The 19,562-nt window shown below is 67.6% G+C and carries 18 protein-coding genes; 6 read left to right on the top strand and 12 right to left on the bottom strand.

Annotation, left to right across the window (positions count from 1 at the left end; genetic code table 11):
- Nucleotides 1-103 precede the first annotated feature (103 nt).
- The gene (locus ACOYYX_RS10940; protein WP_422929961.1) at nucleotides 104-2,155 is read right to left on the bottom strand and encodes an alpha/beta hydrolase family protein; all 2,052 of its coding nucleotides are present in this window, start codon (nucleotides 2,153-2,155) and stop codon (nucleotides 104-106) included.
- Nucleotides 2,156-2,462: 307 nt separating this feature from the next.
- Between ACOYYX_RS10940 and ACOYYX_RS10935 the strand changes: the two genes are divergently transcribed.
- Genes ACOYYX_RS10935 through ACOYYX_RS10920 form a run of 4 tightly spaced genes read left to right on the top strand, consistent with a single transcriptional unit; the run spans nucleotide 2,463 to nucleotide 5,152 of the window.
- Nucleotides 2,463-3,305 (top strand): MotA/TolQ/ExbB proton channel family protein, encoded by an 843-nt coding sequence (locus ACOYYX_RS10935; protein WP_422929960.1) that lies wholly within the window; start codon nucleotides 2,463-2,465, stop codon nucleotides 3,303-3,305.
- Nucleotides 3,306-3,336: 31 nt separating this feature from the next.
- Entirely contained in the window at nucleotides 3,337-3,906 is a 570-nt protein-coding gene (locus ACOYYX_RS10930) for an ExbD/TolR family protein (RefSeq protein ID WP_422929959.1), read from the top strand.
- Entirely contained in the window at nucleotides 3,903-4,439 is a 537-nt protein-coding gene (locus tag ACOYYX_RS10925) for an ExbD/TolR family protein (RefSeq protein WP_422929958.1), read from the top strand. Before ACOYYX_RS10930 ends, ACOYYX_RS10925 begins: the two co-directional genes overlap by 4 nt.
- The gene (locus tag ACOYYX_RS10920; protein ID WP_422929957.1) at nucleotides 4,436-5,152 is read left to right on the top strand and encodes a hypothetical protein; all 717 of its coding nucleotides are present in this window, start codon (nucleotides 4,436-4,438) and stop codon (nucleotides 5,150-5,152) included. Before ACOYYX_RS10925 ends, ACOYYX_RS10920 begins: the two co-directional genes overlap by 4 nt.
- Here the strand turns inward: ACOYYX_RS10920 and ACOYYX_RS10915 are convergent.
- From ACOYYX_RS10915 to ACOYYX_RS10900, 4 genes are all read right to left on the bottom strand, one after another.
- On the bottom strand, nucleotides 5,104-6,318 hold the full coding sequence (locus ACOYYX_RS10915; protein WP_422929956.1) for a GtrA family protein: 1,215 nt from the start codon (nucleotides 6,316-6,318) through the stop codon (nucleotides 5,104-5,106). The two genes, ACOYYX_RS10920 and ACOYYX_RS10915, sit on opposite strands and share 49 nt — an antisense overlap.
- 180 nt (nucleotides 6,319-6,498) lie before the next feature.
- Nucleotides 6,499-6,807: an antibiotic biosynthesis monooxygenase family protein gene (locus ACOYYX_RS10910; RefSeq protein ID WP_422929955.1), complete on the bottom strand. Its 309-nt coding sequence runs from the start codon at nucleotides 6,805-6,807 to the stop codon at nucleotides 6,499-6,501.
- A 75-nt stretch (nucleotides 6,808-6,882) separates the two neighbouring features.
- Nucleotides 6,883-7,974, bottom strand: coding sequence for a tRNA 2-thiouridine(34) synthase MnmA (gene mnmA / locus ACOYYX_RS10905; RefSeq protein WP_422929954.1), 1,092 nt, complete (start codon nucleotides 7,972-7,974; stop codon nucleotides 6,883-6,885).
- A 123-nt stretch (nucleotides 7,975-8,097) separates the two neighbouring features.
- Nucleotides 8,098-8,436, bottom strand: coding sequence for a phosphoribosyl-ATP diphosphatase (locus tag ACOYYX_RS10900; RefSeq protein WP_422929953.1), 339 nt, complete (start codon nucleotides 8,434-8,436; stop codon nucleotides 8,098-8,100).
- Between the two features lie 414 nt (nucleotides 8,437-8,850).
- Between ACOYYX_RS10900 and ACOYYX_RS10895 the strand changes: the two genes are divergently transcribed.
- Nucleotides 8,851-10,848 carry a hypothetical protein gene (locus ACOYYX_RS10895; protein WP_422929952.1) on the top strand — a complete coding sequence of 666 codons (1,998 nt, stop codon included), beginning with the start codon at nucleotides 8,851-8,853 and terminating at the stop codon, nucleotides 10,846-10,848.
- Nucleotides 10,849-10,998: 150 nt separating this feature from the next.
- Nucleotides 10,999-11,823: a tRNA (guanine(46)-N(7))-methyltransferase TrmB gene (trmB, locus tag ACOYYX_RS10890; RefSeq protein WP_422929951.1), complete on the top strand. Its 825-nt coding sequence runs from the start codon at nucleotides 10,999-11,001 to the stop codon at nucleotides 11,821-11,823.
- Between the two features lie 3 nt (nucleotides 11,824-11,826).
- Here trmB and hflK read toward each other — a convergent pair whose 3' ends face one another.
- The 7 genes from hflK to ACOYYX_RS10855 form a co-directional block, all read right to left on the bottom strand.
- Nucleotides 11,827-12,738 carry a protease modulator HflK gene (gene hflK / locus ACOYYX_RS10885; protein ID WP_422929950.1) on the bottom strand — a complete coding sequence of 304 codons (912 nt, stop codon included), beginning with the start codon at nucleotides 12,736-12,738 and terminating at the stop codon, nucleotides 11,827-11,829.
- Nucleotides 12,735-13,688: a protease modulator HflC gene (gene hflC, locus ACOYYX_RS10880; RefSeq protein ID WP_422929949.1), complete on the bottom strand. Its 954-nt coding sequence runs from the start codon at nucleotides 13,686-13,688 to the stop codon at nucleotides 12,735-12,737. The genes hflK and hflC overlap by 4 nt, the downstream gene beginning before the upstream one ends.
- A 54-nt stretch (nucleotides 13,689-13,742) precedes the next feature.
- Nucleotides 13,743-14,066 (bottom strand): hypothetical protein, encoded by a 324-nt coding sequence (locus ACOYYX_RS10875; protein ID WP_422929948.1) that lies wholly within the window; start codon nucleotides 14,064-14,066, stop codon nucleotides 13,743-13,745.
- Nucleotides 14,063-17,167 carry a cation-translocating P-type ATPase family protein gene (locus tag ACOYYX_RS10870; protein WP_422929947.1) on the bottom strand — a complete coding sequence of 1,035 codons (3,105 nt, stop codon included), beginning with the start codon at nucleotides 17,165-17,167 and terminating at the stop codon, nucleotides 14,063-14,065. Before ACOYYX_RS10870 ends, ACOYYX_RS10875 begins: the two co-directional genes overlap by 4 nt.
- Nucleotides 17,168-17,518: 351 nt before the next feature.
- Nucleotides 17,519-18,415 carry a hypothetical protein gene (locus tag ACOYYX_RS10865; RefSeq protein WP_422929946.1) on the bottom strand — a complete coding sequence of 299 codons (897 nt, stop codon included), beginning with the start codon at nucleotides 18,413-18,415 and terminating at the stop codon, nucleotides 17,519-17,521.
- Between the two features lie 79 nt (nucleotides 18,416-18,494).
- Complete coding sequence (locus ACOYYX_RS10860; protein WP_422929945.1) at nucleotides 18,495-19,016, bottom strand: ExbD/TolR family protein; 522 nt, start codon at nucleotides 19,014-19,016, stop codon at nucleotides 18,495-18,497.
- A gap of 55 nt (nucleotides 19,017-19,071) precedes the next feature.
- The gene (locus ACOYYX_RS10855) at nucleotides 19,072-19,539 is read right to left on the bottom strand and encodes an ExbD/TolR family protein (RefSeq protein ID WP_422929944.1); all 468 of its coding nucleotides are present in this window, start codon (nucleotides 19,537-19,539) and stop codon (nucleotides 19,072-19,074) included.
- Nucleotides 19,540-19,562 lie beyond the last annotated feature (23 nt).

The following is a 19,562-nucleotide window of genomic DNA, read 5'->3' as shown; positions in this document are numbered from 1 at the left end:
CACCGAGGACGAACGCGAAACGAACGCGGAGGCAGGCAGGCCGGTTTCCCGGCGTGCACTGCCTCCGTCGCGTTCTCGGGCGTGAGAGTGGGTTGCGCCGGGATCAGGGCTTGGACTTCGAGTCCCAGTGGGCGTACCAGGCGGCCAGATCCTTGATCGTCGTCTTCAGGCGGTCGGACTGATGCTCGAAGGTCACGGGGCGAGGGGCCACGAGCGCCGCGAGGGTCGGGATGTCGAACTGCCTCAAAAGGCCGAAGCAGAAGATCTCGGGGGCGTCGTTGTAGACCATGTTCGACTCGATCGGCTCGCGGAGGCTGCCGAGCGAGTCGGTGAGCGTCACCTTGGCGATCTCGTCGACTCCCAGGGCTCCTGCGACGAGGGCGATGAGGCTCGTCCGGGGACCGAACGCCTCGATGTCGATCGAGTTGAGCCCCCGGGCCTCCTTGATCCAGCCCGCGACGGCGATGACCTCGCTCGCCTGCAACCCGAGCGGCCGGTCTCCCACCGCGCTCAGCAAGAGGGCGTAGAGGTAGCCGTGATCGTTCACGCTCGCCTCGCCGAGGTAGAACGGGTCGATCGCCACGAAGCGGGCGGCCTCGGCCTTCTCGAGACGGCTCGCGATCTCCTTCGAGAGCCCCTTGCGACCGGAGTCGCCGAGGATGACCGTCGCCCCTTCGGGCTTGCCCTTCACGAACTCGACGGCCGGCACCGACCATTCCCCGACCTTCAGGCGCCAGTGGGTCGTGCGGATGCCCGCCTCCTCGGCTTCGGACTTGGACACGACCTGGACCTTGTAGCTCTTGAACCGGACGAGGTCGCGGAGCTTGGCGCGATGCGAGTCGCCCCAGGCCTGGGCGCCGTCGTCATCCTTCGGGAGGTTCGCGATGGCCGGGGTCTTCTCGCTCAGGCTGAGCGCGAGGCTGTGGAAGGTGGCGTTGTCCTTGGGCAGGGGGACGGAGAGCTCCTCGGCCGACTTCAGCTCGGAGTCGGACGGGATCTCCTTCGGGTCGTAGCTGCTGTCCCCCTTGTAGAACTGGTCGCCGGCCATCCGGTAGAAGGCCTGGCGGTTGTCGACGAGGTAGTTGTGCGTGCCGGGGTCGGTGTTCACGTGCGAGCGGAGGCGGTCCGCCTTGTTGTAGAGCTGATAGACGGGCTTGGCGGCTTCCAGGAGCGGCGGGAGGGCGTGGCCTGCCGCGAAGCAGCAGTTGTCCGTCGCGTTGAAGGTGAGGAGGGCGGCCCTGGGGGCGAGCATCGCCGTCATCGTCGCGTAGTCGGTCACCGTCGCGAGGTCGCAGGGGGTCTGCTCCGAGTCGCCCAGGTCGCTCAGGACGCGGGCGCGGGTCCGGAAGCTCGAATAGCCGGCGACGGGGTCGGCCAGCGTCACTCTGGTGTCGAAGGCGCTCACGAAGATGGTCTGCCAGCCGCCGCCGGAGAGCCCCGTCACCGCGACGCGGGTCGGGTCGGCGTGCTCGTGGGCGAGGAGGACGTCGATCCCCCGGGTCATCGCGAGATAGTGGGCGGCGATGCCGGACGTCCCGGTGAGGTCGATGTGGTTGATGAGGTCATGTCGATAGCCCCCCGTGAGCTGGCCCATCTCGAACCACTCGATGTTCAGGGCGAGCATCCCGCGCTTGGCCTGGTTGATGCAGATCGCCTGTTTGTAGTCGGCCGACTTCCCGACCTTCTCGTGGCCGTTGACGTCGAGGACGACGGGGACCTTCCCCTCGAGCTTCTCCGGCTCGTACAGCAGGGCCGGGATCCAGAGCCCGGGGAGCGCCTCGTAGCGGAGCCTCTTGATCCGATAGCCGGGGCCCCCCTTGAGGGTCTCGAACCACTCGACGCGCCCCTTGGCGTCGCGCCAGCGCTCGGCCTCGCCCCGGAAGATGACCTGGTCGAAGACCTTCGACCGGACCTCCCGGGCGTAGGCCTCCCAGTCGGCGACGGTCGTGAGGCGAGGCATCGCGGGGATGGCCGTCTCGCAATAGTCGGCGACCTCGGCCTGGGTCTGGCGGGGGCCGATGACTTCCTTGGCGAGGGCCTTGGCGACGGAAGCCTCGATCGGCTTCGGCTCGGCGGCGGGGAGGGAGCCCTGGGATCCGAGGAGGAGGGCGGCGAGCCCTGCACCCCTGAGAATGGACGTCCGGCGTCTCGGCATGACGAACTCCGGCGGGAGGATGAGAAGGCGGGAAGAACGGACGGAGAAGGATTAGAGCAGTCCCAATGGGCCGTCGCAAGTGTCGAGGAGCGGCCGGTGATACGCCCCGCGCGGCGCTCTCACTTACCCGTCTTTCCTGCTCGCATAGGAGAGCCGTATTTATGGGACGGTGGGATGGATTGGTGGAGTTGTCGACGATGGGGGTATCGGCTAAGCTGAGCCCGTTGCCCGGGATCGGACCTGCCGATTAAGACCTTGGTGCCTCGCGTGTGCGCTTGCTCATGCCGGCCGGGGAGTTCGTCGTCCCATGTCTTCGACTTTCCGACACACGCTGATCGCCATCGCCATCTTGATGGGCCTGGGCGTCTTCGCCCCGGCCTTCGCGCAGGAAGCGGCCCAGGCCCCGGAGGCTGCCGCGGCCGCGGCGGCCCAGGCCGAAGGCTCCGAGTCCTTCCTCCACTGGATGATGCGCGCCTCGTGGCCGATGGGCCTCATCATCGCGGTGATGTCCTTCTACCTGATCGCCCTCGTCGCCTGGATGGCCTTCCAGTGCCGGCGATCGGTGGCCATCCCCGCGTCGCTGCTCAACGAACTGAGCAACCTCCTCGGCCAGAAGCTGTATGAGGAGGCCTACCAGCGGCTCGTCGTGAACACGTCGTTCCTGGCCAGGGTCCTGGGCGCCGGCGTCCGCAAGCTGCCGTCGGGGGCCGGCCCCGCGCAACGCTCGATGGAGATGGCCAACGAAGACGCCACCATGGAGCTCGAGCACCAGACGACCTACCTGGCGACGGTCGGCACCCTCGGCCCCATGATCGGGCTGGTGGGGACGGTCTATGGCATGATCATGAGCTTTCGCGTGATCGCGACGGCCGGCGGTTCGCCCCAGGCGAGTCAGCTCGCCGAGGGGATCTCGACGGCACTCTTCGCCACGCTGGAAGGGATCGCGCTGTCGATCCCCGCGATCTACTTCCACTCGCTCTTCCGGAACCGGATCGCCCGGATCTCGCTCGAGGTGGCCCTGACCTCAGAGACGCTCCTGGAGCAGTTCGCCCCCGGCATCCGGTCGCTGCACCCGCTGGCCTCCGCCTCGACCGCGCCGGTCGTCGCGGCGCCCAGGCCGACCACCGCCCTGCCCCCTTACGAGAAGTGATCGCCCGCGCGGACCGCTTCGATCCCTGAAGATGCGGTTGCGGAGGTTGTCCCGGTTCCTCGTCGTCCACGCCCCTCAACGCGTCAAGTCGCCCGAAGACAACGGCCGAGAGGCCCTGCGAGAATTCGCCATGCCCCGCAAACCCTGGAACCGTGGCGAAGAGGTCTTCAACCTGAATTTGACGCCGTTGCTCGACGTCGTGCTCCAGCTCATCACGTTCTTCATGATGCTGATCCACTTCGGCTCGAAGCTCGAGGGGGCGACGAAGGACATCCGGCTCCCGATCGCGCCCGCGGCGCTGCCGGGCAAGGACCTGAGCCTCGACCGCCTGGTCGTGCTCATGGATCGCGAGGGGAAGATCCTGCTCGACTCGGGCGCGATCGACGGCGACGCTGCCGACGCCTGGTGGGCCGAACAAGGCAAGCGTCGGGTCGCCGGCCAGGAGACGCTCGGAGGTCCGACGCTCGAGATCCAGACGGTCGTCATCATCAGGGCCGACCGCGACGTCCCTTATGGGAAGGTCCGCCGGACGCTCGCGATCGCCCAGGAACGCGGATTCGCCCACTTCACGCTGGTCGTCATGCGAGGCCAAGAGCGATGAGTTACCCGCATGGTAAGCCGAAGGTCCGGCACAAGCCCGACGAGGGGGTCCAGTTCCCCGTCACGCCGATGCTCGACATGGCCTTCCAGCTCCTGGCCTTCTTCGTGCTGACCTTCCAGTCCCCCTCGCTCGAAACCCACATCGACCTCGACCTCCCCGCCACACCCCTGGCCCTGCCGGGCGAGACGAAGGGGACGGCCCGGCCCAACCCGGCCAGGCGGGTGGATACCGACCTCGAGAACGACCTCTTCGTCAGGGCCGAGGCCAATGAGCTCGGCGACCTGAAGGGTCTTCGCCTGGGCGAACTCGCCATCCCCGACGTCTCGACGCTGGGCGAACGGCTCCAGCGCTACGTCAAGGTCCTCGAAGGCCGTCCGCTCCGCGTCAGGCTCGCGGCCGACGACGCCTTACGCTATGAAGAGGCCGCGCGCCTCGTCGCCGCGATCTCGAGCGCGGGGGCGACCACGATCCGCCTCGCCAATCCTTCGAGCGAGTTTCAGCCCGACTCTCCCGCGACGAAGACCATACCATGACCCGACGCAAGGCGATCGCGAGCCTCGCCCTGGCGATCTCGAACCTCGCCGCCGCCCGGCTCCTCGCCGATTCCAAACTCGAACTCGTCGACTTGCCCGCGTACCGCGCGGCACTCACGGAGTCGAACCGGCCGAAGACGCCCCCGAGTCGGGTCACCTTCCGCGACCTCTGGTTCCGCGGCGCTGAATTCGAGGGCAAATTCGTGCAGGTGGAAGGCCGGCTCGCCCGCCGCTTCCATCAGCCGCCGTTCGGCACCTTCCCCTCGCTGACCGAGGCCTGGCTCATTTCGCCGGCGGGAGACCCCTTCTGCGTCGTCTTCCCCGATGAGAAGGGAATCGACCTGCCGAAGACCGGCACGCTCCAATTCGCGGGGATGTACCTCAAGAAGGTCCGCTACGAAGGGGGCGACGCCGTGCGGGGTGCCCCGCTCATCGTGGGGAGCCAACCGCCGAAGGCCGGCGCGCAAAGTCCCGCCGCGCCGGCTCCCCGGAAACGATCGAACCAGCTCGACTGGGCGATCGCCCTGGGCGCGCTGGTCGTGTTCGTCGCCGTCATGTTCAATCAGTACGCCCGCCGCCCTCGACGACGCCCGGCCCCCCCGACCCGAGACGAACCGTTGCAGTTCCTCGCGCCGGAGGGAACGACCTCGACGGACTCCGAGGGTCAGAGCGCCTCGAGCGCCGAGGCCGACAGGTTGCGGGGCGAGGTGTAACTGGAAGTCGAATCGCCGGCTTCTCGAGAAGCGGGGACCGCCTCGACGACCTTGGCCTCGACGACCCCGGTGGCCTCGGGCATGTCCGAGTTGTGCCGCCTGGCGAAGACGAACCAGCGGGCCATCGAGAAGCTGATGCCCGTCGCGCAGACGATGCCGACCAGCGCGGCGGCGAGCTTGTGGCGCTGGAAGTAGCCGACGTGCCGGGGCAGGAGCAGCCGCAGCGAGTAGCTCAGGACGATCCCGAGGGCGTTGCTCAACGCATAAGCGAAGAATTGCTTGAGGATCGACTCGCCCCGGGCATAACTGAATGTGAGCCGGCGATTGAGCGAGAAGTTCCAGGTCAGGGCGATCCCGATCGCCAGGGCGGCCGCCACGGCCAGCGTCAGCGGCCCGCCGATCAGGGGCATCTGCGCCGAGGCCAGCGAGGTCTTCGACAGGAGCCACTGGAAGAGGGCGTAGCAGCTCAGGTCGACGATCATCCCCGAGGCGCCCACGAGGCAGAACTGGATCAGCCGCGAGAAGTTGCCGAAACGCTCCTCCGACAAGCGCTTGGCGAACCGGAGGTCGTCGATCGACCAGTGCCGGTGCGGGGAGCCGACCGCCCTCGAGAGCGGTACGTCGAGGCGCCGGGCATCGACCCGGATCGCTAGTTCCAGCGCGAAGAGGGAGCCGATCGGGAAGAACTCGGTGGTCGCCAGCAGCTTCGGCGAGATCGCGACGAGCCCCGAGAGCGGGTCAGACGTGCCGAGCAGGCGTCGAGACAGGGTGCCGACCGGCTTCTGGAGAGGCCAGCGAGTCCCCTTCCCGCCTTCGACCCTCGGGCTCGAGATGACGAGGTCGGCCTCATTCTGGACGACCGGCTCGATGACCCGTTTGAGATCCTCGATCGAGTAATTCCTGGTGCCATCGAGGAGCAGCAGGACGTCACCTTGCGCCTGCGCCAGCCCCGCGACGGCCGCCGCGGACAGCCCCGGATTCTTGGCCGTGCAGACGCTCCATCCCGTATCCGCAAATTTTGGGTCCGAGACCGCGCCAGGGTCGAGGGAGATGATGCAGTCGACCGTATGCCCCAGGGCGTTCAGGTTCGAGCAGAGATCACGGATCGGCTCAACCGCCGGGGATACACGCGGGGTCACCGGAAGTATAAGGCTAAGCTGAGCCATTGATCGCCCCAGGCTCCCTTTCGTCGTCCCTCGCGTTGCGGCCTCGGGACTCGGGATGTGGAATTGAGGATGTCTAGGCCGTAAGCCAGGGAAATTGAACAGTTTGGCATATCTGCGGGCTCTTCCCTGCGGCACGGTGAGGAAATCCTATTTCCTACACGCAAACTTGGCAATCCGAGTTCAGGAAGGGCGGCCGACGTCCTCGGTCCGGGGGTAGACCTTGTGGCGAGGGGCCGAGCGGAGGACCTGCTCCTTGCCCCAGGACGTGACCTGGTGGAAGGCGGCCGAGCGGATGAAGTCGCGGAAGGCCTTCTCGTCGCTCCACTCGCTGAGGATCGCGTACGAGAGCGGGTCGTCCACGCGCTGATAGAGGAAGCTGGTCGAATGCCCGGGAATTGTCTCGAGTAATCTCAAAACATCCTGGAACTTCGTGGTGAAAAGGTCCACCTTGTCTGGCAGCACGTCGTAATACATGCCCACGGTTAGCATCGTGGCAACTCCAATGACACCGTCGTCGAGGCTGGGAAAGTAGGGACGCAGCAGGCTCAGGCTGGCGGGCAGGACTCAGCCGGGGGGGAGTTCGTCGAGGGCGCGGTCGATCCAACCGCCGCCGAGGACCATATCCCCCTGGTAGAGGGCGACGACCTGGCCGGGGGTGATCGCGGACTGAGGTTGCTCGAAAACAACACGAACCTTGTCGGAGCCGACCGGATGGACCGTCGCGGGCGCAGCAGTGTGCCTGGCCCGGATCTGGGCGTCGCAGGTGATCGGGCCGTCGGGCATGGGCCCTTGCCAGTTGAACCTCGAGGCCTCCAGGACGCGCTTCTCGAGCGAGCCCCTGCCGCCGATCGTGACCGTCCGGCTCATCGGCTCGATCTCGACGACGTAACGCGGGGCGCCCACGGCGATGCCGAGCCCCCGGCGCTGGCCGATCGTGAACCCCTCGATCCCCGCGTGGCTGCCGACGACCTTGCCATCCTCGTCCACGATATCCCCCTTCGTGTCGAGGTCGGGGCGGCGGTTGCGGACGAACTCGAGGTAGTCGTCGTCGGGGACGAAGCAGATCTCCTGGCTATCGGGCTTGTCGTGAACGGGGAGGCCGAGGTCCTTCGCCAGTTCCCGGATCTCGGACTTGGGCAGGTGCCCGACCGGGAAGAGGACGTGCGGCAGCAACTCGCGGCGCAGCCCGAACAGGACGTAGGACTGATCCTTGGAGCGATCCTGGGCGCGGGCGATCCTCGGTGCCGAGTCGGCGTCGTTCACGATCCCGGCGTAGTGCCCTGTCGCCACGAAGTCGGCGCCGACCTGCTTTCCGTACGACCAGAGCTTGCCGAACTTGAGCCAGATGTTGCACATCACGCAGGGGTTGGGCGTCCGGCCGGCGGCATACTCGTCGGCGAACTGGTCCATGATTCGGCTGAAGTCTCGCTCGAAGTCGAGGGCGTAGAAGGGGATGTCGAGCCGGTCCGCCACGTTCTGGGCGTCGACGGCGTCAGTGGCGCTGCAGCAGGTCTTCGCCCGGCGCTCGAGTCCCCCTTCATGAGCACCCGTGCGCATGAAGAGGCCGATCACCTCATGCCCCTGCTCCTTGAGCAGGTGCGCCGCGACGGAACTGTCGACTCCGCCACTCATCGCCAGGACGACCCGACTACCCATGCGCCCGCGTTCCCGAAATCAAGGAGGCCCGAACTTGGTTCACCGCACCATCGTACACGTTCGAGCCGACGAGCCACAACAGGACCTTTGCGCCCGCCGGCCCGCGCCGAGCCTGGGGCGGGCTCACTTCGAGGCGCGCGACTCCTTCTCCACGATCCCGCTGATCCCGAATCGGCGGGCCAGCTCGGCCTCCACGTCGCCCCAGGCCACGTCGTGTCGGCCCAGTAGGACGAGGGCGTGGAAGATCAGGTCGGCGGCCTCCTTGACGAGGTGGGCCCGCCCTTCTTCGCCAGGTTCGGCGGCGGCCTCGATGACCTCGGCGGTCTCCTCGGCGATCTTGCCCAGGATCTTGGCGTCGCCCGACTGGATCAGCGAGACGACGTAGGAACGCTCGGCCGGGGGGTTCGCCTTGCGCTCGGCGATGAGGGCCATCAACGCATGAATCATGGAAGGATTCGACATCAGATCATGTCCTCGAAATTGGATGTCAAGGGTCCCGTTGGACGTTCATCGATGGGGGCCTATATCGGCACTCGTGACCGCTCTCGGGGTTAAGGAAACTTTACGGCATTCGTCATAGCCACCCCGAACTTCTCCTTGAATAACCTTCGAGAGCGGGCTAACCTTGGAATGCACCCGACGTATGGGTGCATTCATGTCGCACCGTTTCCTCGACCCCCCCCCGTCGCGAGGATCGGCTGGCCTTCGGTCGGATTAGCAGCCGCGAATGCGATTCGCGGTGTCCGGCCGCCGAGTCACGCATCACCAGAACGACAACAAGGGTCTGCCATGCGCCGAACGAAGACGCAGGGAGGGCGCGGGTGCGCCTCCGTCCGCACGCGGACACGGAGGGGGAACGTTCCTCGGGTCGAGTCGATGGAGTCTCGTCATCTCCTCACATCCCTCAGCGATATCGTGGTGGCCCCGTCGGTCGCGGCCGACCGCAGCGGCCTCGGCTCCACGGGGACGACGGTCGTCTCGAGCCCGGTCGCCGGGAGCCTGACCCCGAGCCAGGTGAGCCAAGCATACGGCTTCAGCCAGATCGTATTCAACTCGGGAACGAAATCGGTCAAGGGGGACGGCACCGGCGAGACCATCGCCATCGTCGACGCCTACAACGACCCGAACATCGCCGCCGACCTCGCGAAGTTCGACAGCCAGTACAACCTCCCCTCCGCCAGCCTGACCGTCGTGAACCAGTCCGGCAGCACGACCTCGCTCCCGGCCACCGACGCCGGCTGGGCCCTGGAAATCTCGCTCGACGTCGAGTGGGCCCACGCGATGGCCCCTGGCGCCAAGATCCTGCTCGTCGAGGCGAATTCCAGCAGCCTGAGCGACCTGACGGCCGCGGTGAAGTACGCCTCCACCCAGGCGAACGTCGTCTCGATGAGCTGGGGAACCGGCGAATTCTTGGGCGAGACCTCGCTCGACTCCCTTTTCAACGTCCCCGGCGTCACCTTCGTGGCCTCCTCGGGCGACTCGGGGGGCATCTCGGGGGCCGAGTGGCCCGCGGCCTCGCCCAACGTCGTCAGCGTCGGCGGCACCACGCTCTCCGCCTCGACCACCGGCACCTACCAGGGTGAGACCGCCTGGAGCGGCTACTACTCGCAAGGCAGCGGCGGCGGGCTCAGTCAGTACGAGTCGACCCCGAGCTATCAGACGTCGGTCTTCGGCAACCAACTCCCGGCGCGTTCGACCCCCGACGTCTCGTACGACGCCAGCGCCACCAACGGCTACGCCGTGTATGACTCGCTGGGCGTGTCCGGCCAGTCGGGCTGGTTCGAGGTCGGCGGCACCAGCGCCGGGGCCCCGCAATGGTCGGCCCTCGTCGCGATCGCCGACCAGGGTCGGTCCCTCTCCGGGCTCTCCTCGCTCGACTCGCAGGACACGCTGAGCCTGCTCTACAGCAAGGCCGCGACCGAGTATCAGTCGACCCCGTCGACCTACTTCAACGACATCACCACCGGCTACAACGCGTACTACCAGGCCGGCCGCGGCTACGACCTCGTCACCGGCCTTGGCAGTCCCAAGGCCAGCAGCCTTGCCACGTTCCTGGCCTCCGCCACCACGACGACCACCACGACCACCGGCACGACGTCTTCCGGTAGCTCTGGCAGCTCGGGCTCGACGCACGACGGCCCGACGCAGCCTCCGCCCCATAGCGGGCCTCACGGCCCCGGCCCCCGCCAGTTCACGACGCCGACCTCGACCTCGACCTCGACCAGCACGACCACGACGACCACAACCACCACCACGACCGCGAGCCAGTCCACGGCGGTCTTCACGGTGGTCCCCACCTCGACCACTGAGACGAACTCCAGCACGAGCACCAGCACGACGACCGCCTCGGCGACCAGCACGTCGGAGTCGACCATCGCGGGCGCCTCGCTCGGGCAGTCGCTCCCCGAGCCGCGCGGGACGCTCTTCCTCCGGTCGGCCACCGAGGACCAGCCGCTCGCCCGGTCGGTCGTGAACCGTCGCAAGGCGGACCGCACGCAGGCGACGACGGGGACGAACGCCCACGCGAAGGCCGCGACCCCGAAGGCCGACCCCGGCAAGGCCGACCCCGGCAAGGCCGACCTGAAGGCCGGGCAGACTCTCGACTCCAAGCGGGACAAGGCCCCCGTCGTCCCCGAGGCGGGACAGGCGCCCGGGACGCTCCCGGCCACCCCCGATCAGCCGATGGAGGTCCCGCCCCCGGCCCCGTCGAGCGGCGAGGACCCCGAGGCGACGAAGGCCGCCAGGCCCGCCCTCTCGCTCGGCGTCGTGATCGGGATCTGGCAGCTCTGGAGGTGCCGCGAGGATCGGGTCGAGCGGAAGCGGAAGCAAACCCACAGGGTCGATCTGGATGTCTCCTCCAAGCAGGTCGTATGATCGAGTCGATCCTGGCCCCCGGGCTCAGCTTTATCCTGATCTCGGGGGTCGGACCGGCACGCGACCTTCGGGACGGGGGCGATAAAGTCCCCGCCATCCGAGGCGAGCCCCGACGGATCATCGGCCGACCGCGAGAGAGGACGACGAGTTATGCCAGTCCCCGGCGAAATCGAGACGGAGTTCGGCGTCCCCATCCCCGGGCAGATCCTCCCCGAAGACCAGTGGGCCAGGACGGCCATCAAGCACCTGCCCCCCTCGGGCCCGCTCGACTGGGAAGGTATCTTCGGCAGGAAGGCCCCCGTCGTCCTCGAACTCGGCTGCGGCAACGGCCGCTATACCCTCCTGAGTGCCCTCAATCGCCCCGAGTGCGACCACATCGGCATCGACCTGCTCCCCGTCGTGATCCGCTACGCGACCCGGCGCGGGAATCAGCGAGGCCTCCATCACGTCCGGTTCGCCGTCAGGGACGGCCAGTCCTTCGTCTCCGAATACGTGCCCGAGGGGAGCCTGGCCGAGGCCCACCTCTATCACCCGCAACCCTACCACGACCCTCGCCGCGCCCACCTGCGCCTGGTCGCCCCGAAATTCCTCGCCGACCTCCACAGGGGCCTCGCGCCCGGCGGGCTCTTCGTCATCCAGACGGATAACCCCGACTACTGGGAATTCATCAAGAAGGTCATCCCGGTCTTCTTCGAGTTTGCGGAACATCCCGACCCCTGGCCCGACGCCCCCGAGGGCCGCTCCCGGCGCGAGATCCTGGCGCGCAGCCGGGGCCTCCGCATCTTCCGGGGCACGGCGATCCGTCGCGACGGCCTCACCCGCTCCGAGGCCCTCAACGCCGCCAACAGCCTCCCGCTACCCACGTTCCGGAGCCGAGGCCCCTGGTGCGACCTCGATGCCTGGGAAGAGTCGGGATCGTCCCAGCCGCGGTCGCGTCCATCGGGGGGCGGTCAGCGCCCTCGAGGCGGGCGCTGAGCCTTACTGACGAGTGTCGTCGAGGATGCTGAGGTCGACCGGCTCGTCGGGGCTCGTGATGATCTTGCGCTTGGCCTTCGGCCAGAGCTCTCGCAAGGTGTCGAGGTAGAGCCGACGGATCGTCAATCGCCTCCAGCCCGAGGCCTCGGCCAGCAGCGTCTCGAAACGGGCTGCGCGGGCCTTCGCCAGTGCGAGCGAGCGGTCGGCCCGTGATTTGGCCTTCTCCTTCGTGGCCAGGGCCGAGGCCCTGGCACCTGTCAAAGCCGTCGCCTCGTAAGTCTGGGCCTCGCGGATCCGGCCGTCGCGTTCGCTCTGGGCGGCTTGGGCCGAGGCGAAGTCGGGCGCGACCTCGACGGGGGGCCGGGCCTCGGTGAGGCTCACGCCCAGGATCGAGATCCCCAGGCCATAGCGTGCGGCGGCCTGGGAGAGCTCCCCTTCCATCTCGCGGGCGATCTCGGCCCGGCCCGACCGGAGCGCGAGGTCGATGGACACTCGCGCCAGGGATCGGCTCAAGGTCGATTCGATCAACCGCGTGAGGATCGGTTCGAGCTCTTTGGCTCGGAGGGTGAACGCGATGGGGTCGGATACCCGGTACTGCACGACGCCAGACGCACGCAGCATGTTCAGGTCGCCGGTGATGTATTCTCCGTCGTCGGCGAGGGCGTCGGGCCCCGGCGTGCCGACGAGCCCGACTTCGAGCCGTCGCACGGTGTCGGTGCGGACTCGCGTGATCCGGTCGATCCACGCGGGGAGCAACCAGTGCGGACCCGGCGGCAAGGGCCTCGCCAGCGCCCGGCCGAACCTGCGGACCACGGCCACCTCGCCGGGGGCGACCACGACGACCCCCGACAGCCCGTAGGCGATCGCCGCCAGGACGAATGACGCGAGGAGCCAGCGGAATACGTTCCGGCTCATGGCTTTGTCTCAGTCGGCGAGGGCGTCACCGCCGCCTTATCGCGGGCGGGACCCCGGAGTAGGTCCTCGGAGGGCCCTTGAGTCAGGAGCCGGAGCAGCGGACTCGCGGACGAGAGGACGACGGTAGCCTTTTCGTCGAGTAAGGCCCGGTACGACTCGAGCGTCCGCACGAACTCGTAGAACTTCGGGTCCTGGGAGTGGGCCTTGTTGTAGATCCGGGTCGACTCGGATTCGGCCTGGCCCCTGATCCGCTCGGCCTCCGCCTCGGCCTCGGCGAGGATGGTGTCGCGCTGGCGGTCGGCCTGGCTCGTGAGGGAGAGGTAGCGGGCCTCGCCCTCGGCCCGGAGGCTCGCCGCGACCTGCTTCCGCTCGCTCCTGATCAGCTCGAAGATCGCGGGCCGGACTTCCGTCGGATGGTTGAAGCGACGGAGCCTCACGTCGACGACCTCGACCCCGAGTTCCTCGCGGGCGCCCGGGGCGATGCTCGTGCGGACCTCCTCGGTGATCGCGTCGAGCTTCCAGACCTTTGGATCGGTGGAGGCGAGCGTCCGGAGTTCGCGGCTCCCTACCGCATGACTCAGTGCGGCGGTCACCCGCTCGTTGAGGCGGGCTTCCGCCGTCTCGAGGGTCGCCGCCGAGCGTAGGAAGCGGACGGCGTCGGCCACGCGCCAGACGACGTAGCTGGAGACCTCGAGGTTCCGCTTATCCCCCGTGATCATCTCGCGAGGGGGCGGGTCGAACACCTGGAGTCGGCGGTCGATGGTCTCCACCGACTGCCAGGGCCATTTGGCGTGCAACCCCGGCTCCGCCCCGTAGACCTTCACGATCCGGCCGAAGTCGGTGATCACCGCGTACTCGGTCTCGTCGACGATGACCCAACCTCGGAAACCGAAGAGCGCGACGAGGCCGAGCACGATGAGGGCAGTCAGCCAGCGGAAGGGGCGTGTCATTGCGGAGGTCTCGGGGAAGCTCGACAGATTCTGTTGCGGCTCGCGAGGCAAACCTCAGCGCGAGAACGGGTCGTTGACGAACAGCAGGATCGGAACCAGGACGGTCAGGAAGGCCCCCACGAACAGCGCGGGGATCACCCAGATTGCTCGGACGATCCAATCGCGACGCTCGGGCGAGCGGACATAGGCCATCACGATGACCGTCTCGATCATCGGGGCGATGAAGACGTCGAGCGTGACGGCCGCGAGGATGAGCATTCCCTTCCCCGACTTGAGCGAGGCCATCAGCGGGGCCATGCAGAGGGTGCTCAGGATGACCAGGGACAGCAACTGGGCCAGGGTGAATCGCAGGCGGATGGCCGGGGCGATCGCGTTCATGGCGTTCTCCGAGCCGAGGGGTCGGGGGTGGGATTAGGCTCGGGGGCGAGGGCCCGGCCCTCGAAGGGGAGGTCGGGGATCATCCGGATCCGTCGGCCGGTGGAGTCGGGCTCCGTGACGACCTTCGACTTGCCAGCGAGCGACTCCTCGATCCGCTCCCAATAGAGCCGGAGGTCGGTCAGCGCGGGGGCCGTCGAACGAGCGGAGAGCAGGTCGAGGAAGGTGCTCGACTCCGCGTCTGCACGGGTCACACGCGAAGACATCGCGGCGAGGGCCTGGTTGCGGAGTGCGTCGGCACGGCCTTGGGCCTCGGCGACGACCTTGGCCTCGTAGGCCTTGCCGTCGTTGTCGCGCTTGGCCCGTTCGCTCTCGGCCCGGGAGACGTCGCGGTAGGCGTCCACCACCGGCAGCGGGGGATGAACATCCTGGAATTCGACCCCCGCGATGAACAGCCCCATGCCGTAGCGATCCGCCCGCTCCTGGAGCAAGCTCACGGCCGATTTCTCGGCGGATTGTCGCCCCGTGGTCAGCAAATCGTTGAGCGTCAGACGCCCCACGACCGCGCGGATCGCCGATTCGCCGAGAGGACGCAATGCGCGGTCGGGCTCGGCGATGGCGAAGGCGTAGGATCGCAGCGACTCGGGCTTTGATGTATCGAGCCGGTACTGCGCCGTCGCGGCGAGCTCGACGAGCTGGCCATCGCCCGTGAGCAGGAGGGACTCGTCCTCGGCTCGGGCGACGGCGCCTCGGTCGTGCCGCGACTCCCACCGCACCGGCCCCGAGTCGCCTCCTTCGTTCGAGCGGAAGCCGAGTTCGAGGCTCCTCAGCCGATCGGGCCGGAGCCGGACCACGCGCTCGAACGGCGGGGGCCAGCGCAGGTGGAGTCCCGGCTCCAGCGCCCGCAAGTAACGCCCCTGCCGCTGGACGAGCCCCACCTCGCCAGGGCCTATGGCCGTCCAGCCCGAGGTCAGGCCCAGGGCGATTAGCACTGCAACCATCAGGGCGACGAAACCTCGCCAGTGCGAGAGCAGGCGACCCAGGTAATCCGTCGGATCGAGGCGGTCGTCGATCCTTGCCATCCATTCGAGGAGCGAGTTGATCCGATGGAAGGGCCTGAGTCGTCTCCATTCCCCGAACGCCAGGAGCCTCATGGCGTTCAGCAGGACGAGCAGCGACCCCGCCTGGTGCAGGATCGCCGCCGGCACCGGCCCCAGGATCCCCAGGGCGGCCAGCCCCATCGCAACAGCGTTCAATGTGAATGCAAAGATGAGGATGTTCTGGCGGATGACGGCGACCGTCGATCGCGAGAGCTGCACGAGTTCCGGGAGCCAGGCCAGGGGTTCGCCGAGCACGACGAAGTCGCCGGCCTCGGCCGCGAGGTCGGCCCCGATCCCGCCGAGGGCGATCCCGACGTGGGCCCCCGCGAGCGCCGGGGCGTCGTTGATCCCATCCCCGACCATCGCCACGCGCTTGCCGGCCGATTGACGTTCCTGGACCCAGTGCGCCTTGTCGGCGGGGAGCAGGCCCGCCTCGACGCTCGTGGCCTGCGTCTTCCTGGCGACGACCTCGGCCGCCGCGGCGCGGTCGCCGGTCAGGATGGCGACCTCGCGGAAGCCCAGGGCTTTCAGCTCGGAGACGACCCCCTGGGCCTCGGGGCGGATCCGGTCGCGCGCCCCGAGGATGCCCGCGAGCTTCCCCTCGACCGCGACCAAAAGCGGTGTATCGCCGCGGGCGTCGAGGGCCTGGAGGGCGTCGGCCGCCTCGTTTGAAATCTCGATCGCATGTTCATTCAAGAGCCGCTGATTGCCCACGAGGACCGCGATCGAGCCCCCGGCGTCGAGCTGGCAGCGGGACGAGACCCCCGCCCCGGGCTGGGCGAGGACCTCGGTGGCGGTCCCCGGTTTCAGGCCGCGCCGACGGGCTTCCTCGACGATCGCCACGGCCAGCGGATGCGGGTTCGACGACTCGGCGATCGCGGCGAGGGTCAGGATCTCGGCCTCGGTCCAGCCGTCGAGCGGGACGAGGCTCGTGACCTCGGGCCGGCCCAGTGTCAGGGTGCCGGTCTTGTCGAACGCGAACGTGTCGCAGGCGGCCAGCCGTTCGAGCGCCTCGCCCCCCTTGATGAGGATGCCATGCCGCGCCAGCCAGGCCATGCTCGCGAGGATGGCGGCCGGCGTGGCCAGGACCAGGGCACACGGGCAGGCCACCACCAGCACGGCGACCGTCCTCATCCAGACGTCGGGCCAGCGCAGGAGGTACCCGAAAATTAGCGTCAGGGCGGCGACACTCTCGACGACCGGGAGGAAGTAGCCGGCGAGCCGGTCGGCCGTCTTCTGGATCGGAGCCTTGCGCTGCTGCGCCTCGGCTACCAGGCGCAACACCTGGCCCAGGGTCGTTTCGTGGCCGACCTTCTCCGCCCGGATCTCCAGGACGCCGAACTGGTTGATCGTGCCCGAGAAGGCCGGGTCTCCGACCCCCTTGTCGACCGGGTGCGACTCCCCCGTGAGCGCCGCCTGGTCCACGGAGGATCGCCCGACGAGGACCGGCCCGTCCACCGGGATCCGCTCGCCGGGCCGGACGATGACCGTGTCCCCCTCGGCGACATACCGGGCCTCGATCTCGTGCTCCCGGCCGTCGCGGCGTATTCGAGCCGTGCGCGGGGCCTGATCGAGCAGGCGATGGATCGCGCGTTGGGTCCGCTCGAAGGTGAGGGCCTCAAGGACCTCCCCCACCAACGCGATGAAGACGACCTCGGCGGCGACGAACGGCTGGCCGATCACCAACGCGGCGATGCACGCCTGGGCCAGCGCGAGATCGGCGCCGATGCGCTTCTGGGCGAGGGCCTCAAGGGCCCCGTAGACGATGCGGATCCCCCCCAGGATCGCGGCGGCCTTGACCAGCGAGATGCCCGCCGGGGCCCTCCAGGACTCCAGGCCGAGGTACGCGAAGAGGATGTCCCCGCCGATCAGCAACCCCAGGATGGTCGTCAGGGCATAGAGGCCCCGATGATCCTCGCGACGGCCGGGTTCCCCTCCGCCTTCTCCCTCGAAGGCGTGCGCACGCAGTCGGTGCATGTCGGCGGGATGATATTCGCGGTGCATCCCGTTAGCCCCAGGCGGTGGGAATCGTTCGCGGCGGGCGAGACAAAGAAAACTCGACCATAAGGCCGATCACTCGCACTGTCAAGCCTCCGCGAAACGCCCCGCTTTTCCAAACCCTCGCATTCGATCCTTGGGATTAAATCCACAGACTTTGAAGGGAGTGCGCGACCAAGTCATACCGGAGATCGCTGAATACTTCGGTTCGTAAAGAATTATGACTTTATGGATAGAATTGATGATATTTTTGTTCGACATGTGTGTTATTTGTGGGACGCGAACGAGCTGTCTACGGTCGATCGAAGTTCGATGCAGGAAGGAATGCTTGCGGTTCGATGGGCGGAAGCCGGGCGATCAGGCCTTGCCGTCGTGGCGAGGCGGCTCGTCCTCGCCGATCTCGGCTTCCTCTTGCGGGACGCTCTGGACCCAGGCGGCGAGGTCCTCGGGCGAGATCTCTTCGGTGGGGCGCTCGCGGAGGGTCGAAGCGATCGACCTCGGGGCGAAGGACTTGCGCAGGCCCCCTAGCCAGCGGAAGAATGAGAGGACGAACATCAGGGCCACGGCGACGGCCATCCACTTCACCGGGCCGGGCGTTTTGTCGGCGGGAGCCTTGGTGGGGGCGTTCCAGCCGATCCGGCCGATCAGGACGGGCGAGGAGTAGTAGCCCAGGTCCTTGCCCGACTGGTACTTCATCAGCTTGAGGAAGTAGCCGTTGAAGACCACCCGCTCCGAGATGTTGTCGCCGACCGGGAACCCTTTCGGCGCGTCCTCGAAGACGCAGACATAGAAGTTGCGCTGGCTGTCGGAGGTCACCATCCAGGCCTCGTACAGGCGGCCCGAGGGGACGAGCTTGCTCTCGTAGGTCATGACGCGGAGGACGGTGCCGAGGATGTGGATGGGCACGCCTCGGTAGCTGTTGGGATGCTCCCAGATCTGGATCGAGAGGACGTCGCGTCGGCTCTCCTTGTCGAGCTCGACCGGCGTGCGCTTCTCGGCCTGCTGCAGGAGCTTCTTGTAGGCCGCCATGTCGCGGAGGCCGATCGAGGTCTTATCCTCGACCGTCTCGAACTCGGTCGACCTGTCCGGCACGATCGGCGTGAGGGGGACGGTGGCCACGGGGCCGCCGTCGATCCCCTTGTCGCGGTCGTAGAGGTAGGCGTAGAGCAGGGCCGAGCCGCCGACGAGGATCGCGAGCAGGACGAGGAGCCTCGGGAACTCCGACCCGCGGAAGAACGTGTTCGACTGGCTCATGACGGCCCTCTTCCCCGGACGCTCCGTGTTGGCGTTGCCCGACGCCCCGAGGGCCCGATCCCGCAGGGTTGCCGGGCGATCACTGCGCGGCCTTCTCCTCGGCGCTCAGCTCGGCGAAGGCGACCTTGGGCTCCTTCTTCGCGTCTGAGAAGGCCTTGGAGAAGACGTCGATCACCTTCATCAAGGCGTCGTACTTGAGCTCGGGGTCGACCTTCAGCAGGGTCTGCTCGAAGGGGAGGGTCGGGTCGGTCAAGTTGGCGTCGAGCTCGCGTTTCAGGGCGTCGAGGCCCCCCTGGATCTCATTCTCACCGAGGATGATCCGGCCGAGCGAGCCCCCTTCCCCGGCCCGCAAGGTGGTCTCCAGGGTCTTGAGCGAGGCGGGGAGGTCGGGATTGGCCTCGGCCGCCTCGGGCTGCTGGGCGTTGATGTCGGTGGCGGGGGCCGCCGGCATCAGGTTCATGACGAACTGGACCTCGGACGGCATCGGGTGATAGGTCAGGATGAAGAAGGTGAGCAACTGGAAGGCCATGTCGAGCATGGGCGTGACGGGGATTTCCAGGCTCGTGTGAGCTTTCTTCTTCCGGCCACGATTCTGGCTCAAGAGAATAACCCCCGCAAAGCTGAATGGATCCGCTGGGAGGAACCGATCGGCGTCATTATTCTCCGCTCATCGCCTTGAGGGCGAATTTGCGGAAGCCATTGGCCTGGCACTGCGTGATCAGGGCGTACAGGTCGGAGAACTCGGTGCCCTTGTCGGCCCGGAGGATGATCGTCGTGGGCAGGTCGGCAGACTTCTTGACCCCGGCCGCGTCCAGGTTGCGGCGGGTGAGGTCCGCCAGGTGCCGGATCTCCGCGCCGGCCTTATCGGACGGCAGGTCCTTGCCGTTGACCAGGAGGTGCCCCTGGTTGCTGATGTTGAGGACCAGCCGGTCTTCGTCGACCCCCTTCTGCCCATCTTCGGTGGGCTGGGCCGAGCCCGCCACCGGCAGCTTGATGCGCTGGTCGTAGTTCTCGTTGCTGAAGTTGATCACGAGCATGAAGAACGTGATCAACTGGAAGACGACGTCCAGCAAGGGGGTGAGATTGGGCTCCGCCGACATCTCGGAACTCATCGAGGCGGACATGGTCGCGTCTCCTCTCCACTTCC

The organism is Singulisphaera chitinilytica, assembly GCF_049331405.1.
Taxonomy (GTDB): Bacteria; Planctomycetota; Planctomycetia; order Isosphaerales; family Isosphaeraceae; genus PoT.
The sequence above is the reverse complement of the archived record's forward strand: the minus strand, read 5'-3'. Positions and strand labels throughout refer to the sequence as shown.